Raw genomic sequence first — 15,024 nt, 5'->3', positions numbered from 1 at the left:
TTTAGAAACCTTCTCAAATCCGGGTTTTAGTCTTTGAACCGTGCCCCGTGCTGGGGGATTTTAAGCTGTTTGGCGCCAATTTTTTCGAACTATTTTTAATAATAGTGTCATAACAACAATTCTTTTTTTTCACGCAAAATGCACGGTTTTTGTCATTATCGGCCAATATTTCGTGTACGTACACAGTGCGTCCGTGTACGTACACGATTTGTTTTTCATCAACCTTGTTTATAACTTCATGTAAAATTAAACGAGGTGATTTGGAAACATCTCGTCCGCTTGTTTTAAACATTTTATGAAAACCCAAAATGCCTATGAAAAAACACTTACGAGTCTTAATGACTTTCCTGTTGCTGGCCTGTTGCAGTTTTGCGATGGCTCAAACCGTGACGGGGAAGGTTACATCATCTGTTGACGGAGCTGGGTTGCCAGGTGTGTCTGTTCTTCTGAAGGGAACCACGGTCGGAACGGCAACGGATGCTGATGGAAATTTCAGCCTGAGTGGTCCCCAGGTTTCCAATGGTACGCTGGTAATTTCCTTTATCGGATATGCGTCGCAGGAAATTCCGGTGCAGAACCAAACTGTAATTAATGTGAGCCTGCAGGAGGATGTCACCACGTTGAATGAAGTTGTGGTTACGGCCTTGAACATTGAAAAAGAGAAGAAGGCCCTGAGCTCGAGCGTTGCCGTAGTGAATGGAGAAGACCTGATGCAGGCAAGGACCAACAACTTCGTGAACGGTCTTGTTGGCCGTGTTGCAGGTTTGAACGTGACAAGCACTGCCACAGGTGCAGCGGGCTCATCGCGGGTGATCATCCGTGGTAACACTTCTATTTCGTCTTCTGACAAGAGCAATAACCAGCCCCTGTATATCGTGGATGGTATTCCCATCGACAACCAGGTTCGCGCTAATGCAGGTGAGTGGGGTGGACGTGATGCCGGCGATGGTATCCAGATGTTGAACCCTGATGAAATTGAAACCATCACCGTTTTGAAAGGTGCCAACGCAGCCGCGCTGTATGGATCACGCGCTTCCAATGGTGTGATCCTGGTTACGACCAAGAAGGGTAAGAAACGCAGTGGTATTGGAATTGAGATCAACTCCAACCTTGTGTTTGAGCAACCCCTTCAGCTTGCCGACTGGCAAACAAAATATGGCCATGGCTCGCTGGGCAACCCGCCTACTACAACTGATCAAGCAGCAACCGGACTTAATTTGAACAGCTGGGGTGGACTGCTGGATGGCCGTATGGTTCCGCAGTTTGATGGTGTTTCACGTCCCTATGTGGCACACCCGGACAACCTGAAAAATTTCTATAACACCGGTACCAATTTCACCAACTCCATTTCCCTGAGTGGAGGTACCGACCAGGTTACTTATAATTTTTCGATGTCTGATCTCGATAATAAGAGCATCGTTCCTAACTCAACCTTACGCAGAAACAGCTTTTCGCTGAACACAGTGCTCAAGCCCATGCCAAAGTTATCTGTGAATGTGAGTGTGCGATACCTGCGCGAGAGAGTGAAGAACCGTCCGAGACTGTCGGATTCACCTGGTAACGCGAACTTTACGATGAACCTGCTTCCCAACAGCATCGATGTGCGCACGTTGAAAGAAAGCATGACCGATGCGCTTGGAAATGAAAGGCCATTCAATGCCAACGTGTTTGTGACGAACCCTTATTGGGCAACTGAAATGTTCAATCAGCACGATGAACGCGACCGTGTGGTTGGCGGCGTTATTGCTAAATATGACCTGACCAAATGGTTATATGTGCGTGGAAAGATCGGTGTGGATGCATATACGCGAACCAATTTTGAATATACGCCGTTCGGAACACGCTACGCGCAGGCCGGCGAGATCAACGATCAGTCTACAAACAAATTCAGTGAGTTCAATGGTGAGTGGTTGGTTGGTGCAAACAAAGAGTTCGGTGCCATAAACCTTGACGCATTTGTTGGTGGCAACATGATGATCCAGCGAGACCAGACGATGAAGTGGTGGGGAAATACGTTCTTCGGCCCTGGATTCTATGATATCACCAACTTACAGAATAAGAACAATGAATTCGCGGTGTACAGACAAAAGATCAATTCAGTTTTCGGTTCTGCTGAATTGTCCTACAAGCGTGTTCTGTACCTGACCGCTACGGCAAGAAATGACTGGTTCTCAACCTTATCACCCGACAACTGGTCCATTCTTTATCCTTCTATTGGTACAAGCTTTATTCTTTCTGATGCCGTTGAGCTTCCGTCTGTTTTCTCATTCGCCAAGATCCTTGGATCGTACGCAAAAGTGGGTGGCAGCCGTGAGCCTTATGGCCTGAGGTTGCCGTACCTGTACAGATTACCGCACGGATCTTCACCGGTCGCTGACATTGACGATGACCCTAACCGGATCCCGAACGCAGAGCTGAAGCCATACCAGACTACAAACTGGGAGGCCGGATTTGAAACAAGATTGCTCGAGAACCGGATCGGTGTGGAGTTCTCCTATTATAAAAGAACTACTACTGACGATATCATCGGTAGCCAGATCTCGAACACCACCGGTTATAAAGAAGTATTGTTGAACGTTGGTGAAGTAACCAATGATGGTATCGAGCTCCTGATCAATGCAACGCCGATCAAATCGAATAATTTTAGCTGGGACGTGTCTTTCAACATGGCCAACAATAAAAACAAGGTTGTGAAGATCTCTGAAGAGCTCAAAACATTCCGTGTTGCTACAGCTGCCGGGTCCAGAAGGGCTTTTGTCGATCACCTCGTAGGAAAACCTTTCGGACAAGTGATGGGCTATGAACCGTTGCGTGATGCCAACGGCCAGTATATACTGAACGCAGGTGTCCTGCAGACTTCGCCTAACCTGACTGCCTACGGAACAGGTGTTCCGCCGTTGACCATGGGTATCATGAATGATTTCCGCTACAAGGGATTTGGCCTGAGCGTGCTCATCGATGGTAAATTCGGAGCCGTGATGTACTCAGGTACCAATGACTTTGCTAAATACAGAGGTGCCCACAAAGAAACCCTTCGTGGAAGAGAGGAAGGCATTATCGAGAACGGTGTTAACGCCGATGGTACGCCGAATACTACTTCTGTTACAAGTCAGACCTACTTCCAGTCAGCGCACTTGAATATTACAGGATTGGACATTTATGATGCTGACTTCATCAAGCTGCGCCAGATCATCCTGAGCTACAGCCTGCCTCAGAACATCATTGCCAAGACGCCGTTCAAGGGAGTATCGCTTTCAGTGGTAGGCCGTAACCTCGGCATCCTGATGAAGCATGTTCCTAACGTTGATCCTGAATCGAGCTATAACAATGGCAGTGGACAGGGCCTGGAGTACTTTGGCGCTCCCACTGTTCGCTCGTACGGGTTTAATGTCAATCTCAAATTATAATTGAACCGGGTTAATAAAAATTTATGAATATGATAAGAAGATATATAAGACTGTATAGCATTACCCTGGTGCTCTTTCTTTTGGCAACTGTAAGCTGTACCAATGGATTCGAGGAGCTCAACGTCAATCCGACAGCCGAGGATGATCCGCCAACCAGCGCGTTGATGACACAAAGCATGATTCTGGCGTCAACCAGCGAATACGAAGCATGGCGTGCGAATTATATCTACAGTGCACTTTTCGTTCAGCAGCTTGCTTCGACGAACTGGCAGGGAGATAAATACTTCTACAATGATGGCTACTCTGCTTCTTACTGGGACCGGAACTATGAAAGGACCGTCAAGGTGATCGTAGACCTGATCAACAGAACGAAAACCGAACCTGCTGAGGTAAACTATAACAGCATTGGACGGATCTTAAAAGTTATTGTTTTTCACCGCATGACCGATCTCTACGGTGATGTTCCCTATCGCCAGGCCGGAATGGGATATATCGGAGGCATATTGATCCCTGAATACGATACTCAGGAGTTCATTTACAACGATATGTTAAGCGAGCTTGAACAGGCTATCAATGCTTTTGATGCGTCAAAACCCATATCGGGTGATATCATGTATGGTGGTGATATTGCACTCTGGAAAAAAGGTGCCTATTCACTCATGTTGCGTCTGGCCATGCGCCTTTCAAAGGCCGCACCCGCCACAGCAGAAACGTGGGCAAAAAAGGCAGTGGCTGGTGGCGTGATCAGCGCGTACACAGAAGCATTTAAAGTAAGTCACACAGAAACCACTGTTTGGGATAACCCGAACAGCCACGTGCTGGGCTCTTACCCTGGTGCGCACCAGGATCAGAAGAACAACAACTTCCGGATCTCGAAAACGTTCATCGACCTGTTAAGGAACAATAACGATCCGCGTTTAGGGATCATTCCGGTACAGACGTATACCGTTAGAGCGCCTGGCGACACCGTTAACATCGATTTCGTTACCACGTACAATGGCACGGCTGATCCCGCAGCTCAGGTGGGCCTGCCGAATGGACGCGATGGCAGCGCCAGCTACCCTCTGCCTTCAGGAAAAACAATAAACCGTTTTTCTATCGTGCGCTCTGAGCTTATCAAGCCTGATGCTCCCAATATACTGGTGTCACACTCCCAGACGTTGTTCCTGCAAGCCGAGGCAGCAGCCCGCGGATGGATCACCGGAGATGCTGAAGCGCTTTTCAGGGCTGGCGTGAAGTCTGCTATCGATCAATACAAACTGTCTGCACCGGCGGCGCTTTTCAACGATGCTGCTATTACAAATTATGCGCAGAATGTGGTTGCGTTTCCCACAGCAGGTACGCTGGATCAAAAACTGGCGGCCATCAATACGCAGTACTACATCGCTTCATTCCTCGATGGTTATGAGTCTTTCGCCAACTGGAGGAGAAGTGGTTATCCTGTGCTTACACCGATCAACTTCCCGGGTAACGTAACGGGCGGCACCATACCGAGAAGACTGAGGTATCCCGCCAGTGAGTCCGGATTAAATGGAGATAATCTCAAGATCGTTGAAGCAAGACAAGGTGCTGATTTATTTACCACCCGTGTGTGGTGGGACAAACCATAACAAGCTTTTTACCATCTGGTGGTCGTAGCATAAACTATGATCACCAGACCTGGTAAAAAAATACCAGTACGGCCTGGGTTAAAGAGGCTGTCTCAAAAGCAATCCGTCATGTTGATCCGCGGCTTACGGGGAATATCTCCGTGTGAGCAGGGCAGGTACATGCCTTTCGAAACAACATGGCGATCACTGAGCAGCTTTTTGGGGCAGCCTTTTTTATTTCTTATAGACCAACAATCCTGCAACCTGACCACCCGATGAAGAGTCTGATGGTCGTTTGGAAACCATGAAGTTCTTTTAAGAAAAAATATTTTTATCGTAGGCATGACAAAACACATTACCATACGGGACATAGCAAAAATGGCGAAGGTTTCGGTTGGAACAGTCGATCGGGTCATCCATAAGCGGGGAGAGGTTGCGGAAGAGAGTTATAAAAAAGTGGTGGCGATCCTTGAGAAGACGGGTTACAAACCGAATTTAATTGCCCGCGCCCTCGTATCCAGCAAAAGTGTCAAGATCGCGGTGTTATTGCCCAATCCTAAACAGGACGAATACTGGAAGCTCTCGGTTGAAGGGATCGATCAGGCCCAGCAGGAATGGGCGCAATATTCCCTGGAGCTGACGCGATATTATTTCGACCTGTACAAAAATGAGTCGTTCAGGTCCATGGCAGAAAAAGTGCTGAAGTCTGCCCCGGATGGCATCATCGCCGCCCCGGTTTTTACCGAAGAATCTGTTGAATTCTTTACCTCCTGCAAGGAACGCAACATTCCCTTTGTACTTGTTAACAGCAACCTGACGTCGCCTTCGCCGCTGAGCTTTATCGGCCAGGACCTTTATCAGAGCGGGATGTTAGGCGCCGAGTTGTTGCATCAGGGCCAGAAAAAGCCAGGCACTTACGCCATCATGCATATTTATGACGACGTTCATGCCTCTAAATATTTGAGCGAAAAAGAAAAAGGGTTCAGGGATTATTTCAAGGAGCAGGGAGACAAAACATACGAAGTGATCTCCATCGACCTCAACCATACCCATACGCGCACTTTGGAACGGGAATTAATGGAGCTTTTTTCGAATCCGAAGCTCAGGGGAATTCTTGTCACCACATCAAAGGGTGCGCAGGTGGTGTCAAAGATGCTGGAGAAAAGAGGGAAGAACGACATCAAACTTGTTGCCTACGACCTGCTTAAAAGTAATATCCGCCATCTGCGGGCGGGTACCATAGATTTTTTGATCAATCAAAACTCCAAACGCCAGACGTTTATCGGGATCAATCAGCTCACCAACCATTTGTTATTCAGAAAAAAAGTAGTTCCAAACTACCTGTTCCCGCTTGAAATAGTGGCCCGCAAAAATTTGCAATCTTACCTGGATTCGGTGGATCATTAAACCAGCCCTTCTTCGATTTGTTTCCCGCAGATTCCGCGGATTGGCGCAGATGAGAAGGTAGCAAATCGTACTTCGTACCCGTCTCCTTCGCTAAAGCTTCGGCGGCCAGGTTTAAATCGCACTTCTTATCCGGATTGCCTCTAACAGCCGGATCTGCGTTTATCTGCGTGATCAGCGGGAGACTTTATCAGCACTCACCATCTTTATCACAGCCTCTCTGATCATCTCAGGATTCGACCAGGGCACAAAGTGGTTCATGTTTTCGTTGATCATAAATTCTACCGGTGCGTTCACCAGCATCTTTTTTGCAAAGTCGATATTCTCAAAGGGTACGAGCTCGTCTTTTTTTCCGTGGATGACGATCACAGGGCAGGTGATGTTTTTCCAGTAGGGAAGCATTTGCTGCAGCTCGGGTTTAAGCTGGTAGATCTCTTCATTCGAGGCGCGGAACGAGCGTGGCAGAATCCAGCTCAGAAAAGGTGTTGCCAGCGGCGCCCTGAACCAGGTTTCGTTCGGCTCGAGGTCCGGATCGACGGAACCTGCAACGATGATGAGGCCGTCTACAAGCTCCGGATACGTCATGGCCATGCGCACGATCAGCGGCCCGCCAAGGGAATGGCCCACCAGCACGATGGGTCTATTGCTCTTGTATTGTTCGAGGATAGGCTTGAGGGCCAGCGCCTGTTTCTCCAGTGAGGGCTCAGCGGTACCGAAGTTTGAATGGCCGAAGCCGGGCCGGTCTGTGCTGATCAGCAAAGCTTTTTTTAGCAGCACCGTGTCGGCAAGAAAACGAATGAACGCGCTTAAAGATCCGGGAGAGCCGTGCACGAAAAGCACCAGCGGTTGCGTTGCATCTCCTGCTTTCACATAATGAATTACCTTTGAACCAACGGTATAGTGGTGCTGTGTGCCTTTTATTTTGTTTTCAGCAAAGAATGCATCCACTTCAGCGGAGCTCATCCGGAAGGAAGGCACGCACGCATGAAGCAGGATCAGGGGCAAAGACAGGACCGTAACAGCAATGGCGATCCGTATCCTCCGCCTGAACAATGACATTTTACTGGATGTTTAGGATCTTCTTGTATTGGGGAGCATTGTGCAGCACATCGATCGCCTTCTTCACTTCCTGGTCGTGTTTGAACCCGGTTTCTATGCCACCTTTTTCAAGGAAATAACGGGATACGATCTCTTCTTCCAGCAGCATCTTGATCTGGTCTTTGTACATGACCAGCTCGTTCTTTTTGCTTTCGGCGATCCTGGCCTGGATCTGCTCGATCTGGTTCTTCAGATCGCTATAGTATTTTTCCTTTTTGGCTTCTTCGCTGAACTGCTGCAGCCCGAATTCCAGGTATGATTTGTACGAATAGTTCTTATCCTTCATCCAGGTGATGAACTGCTGATAGTCTTCGTCGCTGAGGTTGAAGTTGCGCGCGTCTGCGGGCTGCTGGTGCTTGTACACATATTGTGTGGCGAAATCAAAGATGAATCCTTTTTCAAAGAGCACCTGTGTGAGCGGATGTGCTTCCACGGGCTGGATCTTCACGTCGGGCTCAATTCCACCGCCGTCATACACCGTGCGTCCATTGGTGGTTTTGAAGGCCTTCTTTAACGAGTCGGGGATCGAGCCTACACTTCCGTCGTCCCTGCGGTGTCCGTAGTCCAGCACCTGGATGCAGCGGCCGGTAGGTGTGTAGTATTTGGCTGTGGTTACTTTCAGCTGCGAATTGTAAGACAACGGCCTGCTTACCTGCACCAGCCCTTTGCCGTATGACTTCTCGCCCAGCACCACACCGCGATCGTAATCCTGTAAAGTACCGGCAACGATCTCCGATGCTGAAGCGCTTCCGCGATTGATCAGCACAGCCACCGGTATTTCGGTGTCGGTGGGGTTGTTCAGTGTTTCGTAGTTCAGGTTGTTTTCGGGGATCTTGCCCTTGGTGCTTACCACCATCTTTCCTTTGGGCAGGAAGAGGTTGGTGATGTTCACAGCTTCGATCAGCAAACCGCCGGGGTTCCCGCGAAGGTCGAGGATCACGCCTTGTGCTCCCTGCTCCTTGAGGGCCACCAGCGCATTCCGCACTTCCTTGCCTGCATCGGGTGTGAAGTCAGAAAGGTGAATGTAGGCGATGTCTTTGCCCACCATGCCGAAATAAGGCACGTTGTTCACCTTGATCTTTTCGCGTTTGAAATCGAGCTTAATAGGCTGCTCCACACCGATCCGCCGCACTGTAAGGCTCACGGGAGTGCCTACCTGTCCTTTCATCAGCTGGCTCGATTGCTCACGCGATAATTTCGAAAGCTCGAGGTCGTCTATCTTCAGTACTTCGTCGCCGATCTTGAGGCCGCCCTTCTGCGCACCATAACCTTCCATGATCATGGTCACCACGGTGCGGTTGCCGATCTCACGGGTCACCGCGCCGATGCCTCCGTACTGGCCTGTGTTGATGGTGCGGAAATCTTCAACCTCATCTTCAGGAATATAGTTGGTGTAGGGATCGAGCGAGGCAAGCATGGCGTCTATACCCGTACGCACCAGTGTATTGGGGTTCACTTCGTCTACATACAGCGCATTCACTTCCTTGAACAGCGTAGCGAAGATGTCAAGGTTCTTGGCGATCTCGAAGTATCGTTCGGCGGGTCCTGTAAAAGCGAGGCCGACAAGAACAACCACAAGGGCGATGGGATACAGAATTCTCTTTTTCATCAGAATGGAATTTACATATAAAAACGCAATGACGGGCTAAAAAGATTGCGCCTGAAACTGTCTAAAAATAGCGCTTTCAAAAATGATAAACGAGGGGAGAACCGGCTGTGGTCTGCACCATGTAAGGATTTTAAACAAATAATCCGGCAAACGGGCGGCTATTGCTGCCAGGTGTCTGTTTCCTGATGCCTAACTTAATGCCCGGTGCTTATTTCTTCCACGCATTGCGAAGAAATCTGAGCCAGTTTCCATGCATGATCCCTTCGATGTCACTTTGGCTATACCCCCTTTTGGAGAACAGGGCGGGCAATTTCTGAAGATCGGCAATGGTCTCGATGTCGGAAGGGGACTGCTCTTTACCGAAGGCGCCGTCCAGGTCCGAGCCGATGGCAATGTGTTGCGCATTTCCGGCCAGCTGGCAAATGTGATCCATGTGGTCGATCAGCTTCTCGAGGTTGCAGTTCATTCCCTGGGGCGTGGAGATCCCTTTCTGCCATCCGGGTACCATCATCCAGGTATCCATCACTCCGCCGATCACGGCACCCCTTGAGACCAGCTCCCGGATCTGTTCGTCGCTGAACTGCCGGTTGTGGTCTACCAGGGCGCGGCAGTTGTTGTGGCTGGCCCATACGTGCCCGTGAAAATGATCCATTGCTTCCCAGAAGCTATCATCGCAGAGGTGGGTGGCATCGAGAATAACGTTCAGTTGTTCCATAGCCTTCAGCAGCTCGCGTCCTGGCTGGCCTATCCCTCCGGTGGCGTTGGTGCCTTGCGCGTAACGTCCCGGACCGTAATGACCTGGCCCCACGGCGCGAAGGCCATACGCATACGCTTTTTCGAGGTGTGCAACAGTGACCAGGGAATCTGCTCCCTCAAGGCTGAGAATGTAACCGATTGCTTTTTTGGGAGAGGTATTATTTTTCCAAGACGACACATGTTTTTCCAGCGCATCGAGGTTGGTGATGGGGGTGAGCTCGCCGGCGTCTTCCATGGCTTTGTACCAGGCCAGCTGTGCCTGCGTCTGTGCCCAGGCCTGCTCGGGCGAATGCCATCCCGGCAACGGATTGTCTGGCGCTACATACCGCGCGATCTGGGTAGCTACCACAAGCCCGATGTCACCTTTTCTCAGCTCCTCAAACGAAACAACATTGTTACCCCGGTCGGGTTTGTCTTTCATGCCTTTCTCGCGTTCGCGGATCTCGTGAATGGGACGCCTCAGGTCGCGGTTCCATTCCATAGCGTTCATGGCAAGATCAAGGTGTGCGTCGATGGTGAACATGGGAGACTCTGGTTTTAAAAGTTCAAAGGTAAAAATTTAAAGTTGAGGTGACCTATTACTTGTTGCCGGTTGCCAGTTACCGGTTTCAGTTCGGTGCTGAGAACTCATCCCGCGTTTTATGCTCCACGATTTGAAAACCGTCAGGGTGAAGACCGGGTCGGCTCTGGACCGGCCATCCGGTAACCGGCAACTGGCAACCGATTAAAAGTTTAGCTTCCGTTTCCTCGCCGCGGTCGTCCACTGTTCTTTCACTTCGTGGTTCACAACAACACCGGCGGTTTCGTGAAGGGCTACGGTGGGGCAGATGTGGTAGGGCACGCCGTAGAGCACATCGCCAACGTGGTATTGTTTTTCAGGCGTCGATTTAAACACCATATGCTCTTCACTGTGTCCTGTGGGCTCCAGCTCGGGCGCATTCAGAAAGAATACACGGTTCGGCAGCGGGTTTTCAGAGGCGATGGCCTTGTGACCCAGGTCGACACAAATAGTATTGTCAGCGGGAATGGAAACAACGCGGGTGATCACCAAGGCAGCGTGCAGGTAGTGTTGCTCCTGCAAAGTCTGCTCGTATCCCTTATCCCAATAAATGTAAGTTCCCGGGCTGCATTCGATCTCTTCCCTTTTGCTGTGGATGGAAAATGTTGGCGTGCCTCCTGCCACGATCGTGAGCTTTCTGCCGTGCCGTTTCGCAATCTCGTCCTGAAGTTTCACTACCCGCGCAAAGGCCTCGTCACAACGCCGGGTGCGAATGCTGAGGTCGGTGTCCCGCAGGTGCCCGTCATAGGCGTGAAGCCCGGTGACGGTGATGCCTTTCAGCGCAGTGCAGGCTTCGAAGAGCGGCAGCGCATCTTCCGGGGCGATTCCCGTGCGGTTCATGCCAACGTTGAGGTCCATAAAAACGCTGATGGTCTGGCCGCTGTTTTCAAAAACTTCAGCAAGGTGTTTCGCCGAATCAAGGTTGTCAATGAGGCATGCCCAGGCGATGGCAGGGAAACGTTTTGTCAATGCCGCGAGGCGTTGTGCTTTCGGTCCTACGGGCTGGTAGGCGAGCAGTATATCCGGGGCGCCTGCTGTGGCCAGCATCTCTGCTTCGGCAATGGTAGCGCACTTGAATTTTCTAATCCCGGCGTCCAGCATCATCCTGGAAACTTCTGACGACTTGTGTGTCTTGATATGCGGTCTCAGGCGGCTAACGTTGTCGATACTGGCAATGAGCCTTTTAATGTTCTCCGCGATCCTGTCGGGATAAACTACAAAACCAGGCGTGTCGATCGTGTCGATATTCCGGATGGTATACCAGGGCGTGGTGCTCATATCAGGCCAGTTCGAACATCACTTCGATCTCAACGGGAATGTTATCGGGCAGCGAGCCCATGCCCACAGCGCTTCTCACGCCGATGCCATTTTCTTCACCCCATACTTTTGCAAAGAGCTCACTGCAGCCGTTGATCACGTAGGGATGGCGTTCGAATTCCGGCGTGCAGTTCACCATGCCCAGTACCTTGATCACCCTTTTGATGCGGTTGAGGCTTCCGAGGTTCTTCTTCAGTGTTGCGAGTATGGCAAGTCCTACCTGCTGGGCTGCGGCTTTGCCTTCATCCATCGTCATGTCTTTGCCGATCCTTCCGATGATGAGCGTGCCATCTTCTTTCACGGTGCCGTGGCCGGAGACGTAAGCAAATTTGTCGACGATCAGAAAAGGTTTGTATACCCCCAGCGGTTTGGGTGCGGGAGGCAATGTCAGATTCAACTGTTCAAAACGTTGATCAGGAGTTAATGCATTCATGCGTTTATAAAAAAGCGTTCAGGGTCAGCACACCGAATAATCCCACGATGGCCACAATGGTTTCCATCAGTGACCATGAGCGGATGGTGTCTTTGATCCCAAGGTTGAAATATTCCTTGAACAGCCAGAAGCCGGTGTCGTTCACGTGAGAGAACATAAGGCTGCCGGCGCCGATAGACAATACCATGAGGTTAGGGTCTACGTTCATGCTGGGGATAAGCGGGGCCATGATGCCTGCTGCCGTCAGTCCTGCAACGGTGGCTGAGCCTACGCAGACACGGATCACACATGCCATCAGCCAGCCCAGCACCAGCGGATGGGCATCGATGCCGCCTAATAGTGTAGCGATATCGTTGCTTACGCCGCTATCGATCAGGATCTGTTTCAGCGCGCCGGCACCGCTCATGATGAGCAGTACCATGGCGATGTCTTTTACGGCATCACTGTAGATGTCCATGATCTTTTTCATGTTCATGCCTGACCTCAGGCCAAGGCTGTACGTGGCTACCGCCAGCGAAAAGAGGAGCACGATCACAGGGTCTCCCAGGAAGGCACTGATGGTCACTTCAAAGTCATTACCCAAAAATCTGCGGAGCGTGTTGCCAATGTTCAGGAATGGTATCGTCAAAAAGAAATGCGCTATCCTGGTAACAATGCCCGAAGACGTCAATGCGATGAGGATCACGGGCAGCAGTGAAGACAGGATGCTGTTTGCGAGTCCGGGCAGTTTGTCGTCTGCTACGGCGTTGGGCTGGAAAGTTTTCGGAAGGGGCGAATCAATACGTTTTAGTGTTCTGGCAAACACAGGGCCGGCCAGGATCACCGTTGGAATGGCGATCATGGTGCCGTAGAGCAAAGTTTTACCTACATCGGCTTTGAAGATCCCCACCAGGGCATAAGGCGATGGGTGAGGAGGCAGAAAACCGTGCGTGACCGAGAGCGCCGCCAGCATCGGCACAGCGATGTAGACCACTGGAAATTTATACCTGTATGCCACCGAAAAGATCAGCGGTACCACCAGCACAAAACCTACGTTGTAAAAAAGCGGGATGCCGATCACAAAACCGGTGATCATCAGCGCCCAATGAATATACCGCGAACCGAACAAATACATCATGCCGGAGGCGATGCGTTGTGCGGCGCCGCTCTCCGCTACGAGCTTGCCCAGCATGGCGCCACTTACGATCACGATCACCAGGGAGCCCAGCATATCGCCGATGCCCTTCTGAACGGAGGTGGTAAGTTTGGCGACCTCGATGTCGAGCAGGAAGCCTGTGAGGATGGAGACAACGAGAAAAGCGAGAAAAGGATTGATCTTAAAAACCGTGATCAGTACAACCAGGAACGCAATGCAAAGGAGGACGATGAGTATAGACATTGCTTTTTTCCTGGTGTTGGTTTAGAATTTATCTGGGATCTGGATGATCCTAACCACAATTTCGTGAGGATCGCCGTCTTTGTCAATAAGGTTGAAGCGCACCATGGGGTTATCCCTTTTCAGGTGTGTCTCCACCTTGGTGATCTGGTTGTCCTGCAGGTGTTTTTCCAGCTCCTTCTGAAGAATGTAGAGCGCATTCGCAAAATCGACTTCCAGCGGACTTGGATTATAGGTTGAGGTTTTCATTTCTTGTTGCCAGTTACCAGTTTCCAGTTGCCAGTTGGCGCAGTGTAGATCGTTATTCTTCAATTCGAAGCTGCCACGTGAAAACCATGACAACCTTAAACCGGCAACCGGTAACTTGCAACCGGCAACCTTACACCAACTTTAGACCTTAAACATTAAATTTTAAACTCACCACCTTATCAAGGCCGAGGCCCATGTGAACCCGCTGCCAAAGGCGGCAAGGCAAAGTAAATCATTTTCTTTGATTTTACCTTCTGCCCAGGCTTCGCTCATGGCGATGGGGATAGAGGCCGCCGTGGTGTTGCCATACCGCATGATGTTGTTATAGACCTGGTTATCAGAGAGGCCCAGCTTTTCCTGGATGTACTGGCTGATGCGGAGGTTGGCCTGATGGGGCACCAGGAGATCGATATCTTCCTTTTTGAGCTTGTTGGCTTCCAGGGCCTCGTTGATCACTTCCATAAAACGCACCACGGCGTGTTTGAACACCTGGTTGCCATTCATCACCACCTTGAATGTGGAGGTGTCTGTGATCTGTTCAGGCTGGCGCTCTTTGTGCGGGCGACTGCTTCCCGGATCTTTTACATACAACTCCTCCGCGAAACGCCCGTCTGAATGCAGGTGCGTGGAGAGAATTCCCTGTTTGTCTGAAGCCTGGAGGATGACCACGCCGGCTCCGTCGCCGAAGATCACGGCCGTGTTGCGACCCCGTGTAGTGATATCCAGTGCTGTGGACTGGATCTCGCCACCTACCACCAGCACGGTCTTGTACATTCCTGTTTTGATGAACTGGTCCGCCACCGAGAGGGCATAAATGAAACCGGAGCAGGCGTTCCGGATATCGAGCGCGGGAATGCTCTCCAGCCCCAGCTCGCGTTGCAGCAGCACGCCTGAGCCTGGAAAGAAATAGTCCGGGGTAATGGTGGCGAAGACAATAAAGTCGATGTCTTTTTCAGTGAGCTTGGCCCGTTGCAGCGCCATCCGGGTTGCCTTTGCGGCCATGTTCGCCACGGTGTCTTTGGCGGGGTCCATCCACCTGCGTTCCTGGATGCCGGTTCTTTCAATGATCCACTCGTTGTTGGTGTCCATCACGGTGGAGAGATATTGATTGGTGATTACTGTTTCAGGTACATAATGGCCCAGGCCTACGATCTTGGAATGACGCATGCGTGATGGTTTTAATTAAAGGTGCGCTAATTTAAGGAATTAGCATGAAAGGGATGACATC

11 protein-coding genes are annotated in these 15,024 nt (G+C 50.6%); 3 read left to right on the top strand and 8 right to left on the bottom strand.

The annotated features are described in order from the left end of the window. The first annotated feature begins 314 nt into the window (after nt 1-314). From KK083_RS02805 to KK083_RS02795, 3 genes are all read left to right on the top strand, one after another. Nucleotides 315-3,407 (top strand): SusC/RagA family TonB-linked outer membrane protein, encoded by a 3,093-nt coding sequence (locus tag KK083_RS02805; RefSeq protein WP_254160470.1) that lies wholly within the window; start codon nt 315-317, stop codon nt 3,405-3,407. Between the two features lie 29 nt (nt 3,408-3,436). Next, nucleotides 3,437-5,017: a SusD/RagB family nutrient-binding outer membrane lipoprotein gene (locus KK083_RS02800; protein ID WP_254160469.1), complete on the top strand. Its 1,581-nt coding sequence runs from the start codon at nt 3,437-3,439 to the stop codon at nt 5,015-5,017. 321 nt (nt 5,018-5,338) lie between these two features. After that, nucleotides 5,339-6,403 (top strand): substrate-binding domain-containing protein, encoded by a 1,065-nt coding sequence (locus tag KK083_RS02795; protein ID WP_254160468.1) that lies wholly within the window; start codon nt 5,339-5,341, stop codon nt 6,401-6,403. Nucleotides 6,404-6,574: 171 nt separating this feature from the next. Here the strand turns inward: KK083_RS02795 and KK083_RS02790 are convergent, their stop codons facing one another. The 8 genes from KK083_RS02790 to KK083_RS02755 all read right to left on the bottom strand — a co-directional run bounded on the left by KK083_RS02790 (nt 6,575) and on the right by KK083_RS02755 (nt 14,963). Then, nucleotides 6,575-7,459 (bottom strand): alpha/beta fold hydrolase, encoded by an 885-nt coding sequence (locus tag KK083_RS02790; RefSeq protein WP_254160467.1) that lies wholly within the window; start codon nt 7,457-7,459, stop codon nt 6,575-6,577. A gap of 1 nt (nt 7,460) precedes the next feature. After that, nucleotides 7,461-9,107, bottom strand: coding sequence for a S41 family peptidase (locus KK083_RS02785; RefSeq protein WP_254160466.1), 1,647 nt, complete (start codon nt 9,105-9,107; stop codon nt 7,461-7,463). 208 nt (nt 9,108-9,315) lie between these two features. Beyond that, nucleotides 9,316-10,386, bottom strand: coding sequence for a dipeptidase (locus KK083_RS02780; protein WP_254160465.1), 1,071 nt, complete (start codon nt 10,384-10,386; stop codon nt 9,316-9,318). A 201-nt stretch (nt 10,387-10,587) separates the two neighbouring features. Beyond that, on the bottom strand, nt 10,588-11,700 hold the full coding sequence (locus tag KK083_RS02775) for a D-TA family PLP-dependent enzyme (RefSeq protein ID WP_254160464.1): 1,113 nt from the start codon (nt 11,698-11,700) through the stop codon (nt 10,588-10,590). Nucleotide 11,701: 1 nt separating this feature from the next. Next, nucleotides 11,702-12,172, bottom strand: a complete 471-nt coding sequence (locus KK083_RS02770; RefSeq protein WP_254160463.1) for a RidA family protein — start codon at nt 12,170-12,172, stop codon at nt 11,702-11,704. A 4-nt stretch (nt 12,173-12,176) separates the two neighbouring features. Beyond that, nucleotides 12,177-13,550 carry a gluconate:H+ symporter gene (locus KK083_RS02765; protein WP_254160462.1) on the bottom strand — a complete coding sequence of 458 codons (1,374 nt, stop codon included), beginning with the start codon at nt 13,548-13,550 and terminating at the stop codon, nt 12,177-12,179. A gap of 21 nt (nt 13,551-13,571) precedes the next feature. Next, entirely contained in the window at nt 13,572-13,796 is a 225-nt protein-coding gene (locus tag KK083_RS02760; protein WP_254160461.1) for a hypothetical protein, read from the bottom strand. A 168-nt stretch (nt 13,797-13,964) separates the two neighbouring features. Further along, on the bottom strand, nt 13,965-14,963 hold the full coding sequence (locus KK083_RS02755; protein WP_254160460.1) for a 3-oxoacyl-ACP synthase III family protein: 999 nt from the start codon (nt 14,961-14,963) through the stop codon (nt 13,965-13,967). Nucleotides 14,964-15,024: the final 61 nt, after the last annotated feature.

This window comes from Chryseosolibacter histidinae, from assembly GCF_018598225.1.
Lineage (GTDB): Bacteria > Bacteroidota > Bacteroidia > Cytophagales > Cyclobacteriaceae > Chryseosolibacter > Chryseosolibacter histidini.
This window is presented reverse-complemented; position numbering and strand designations above follow the sequence as displayed.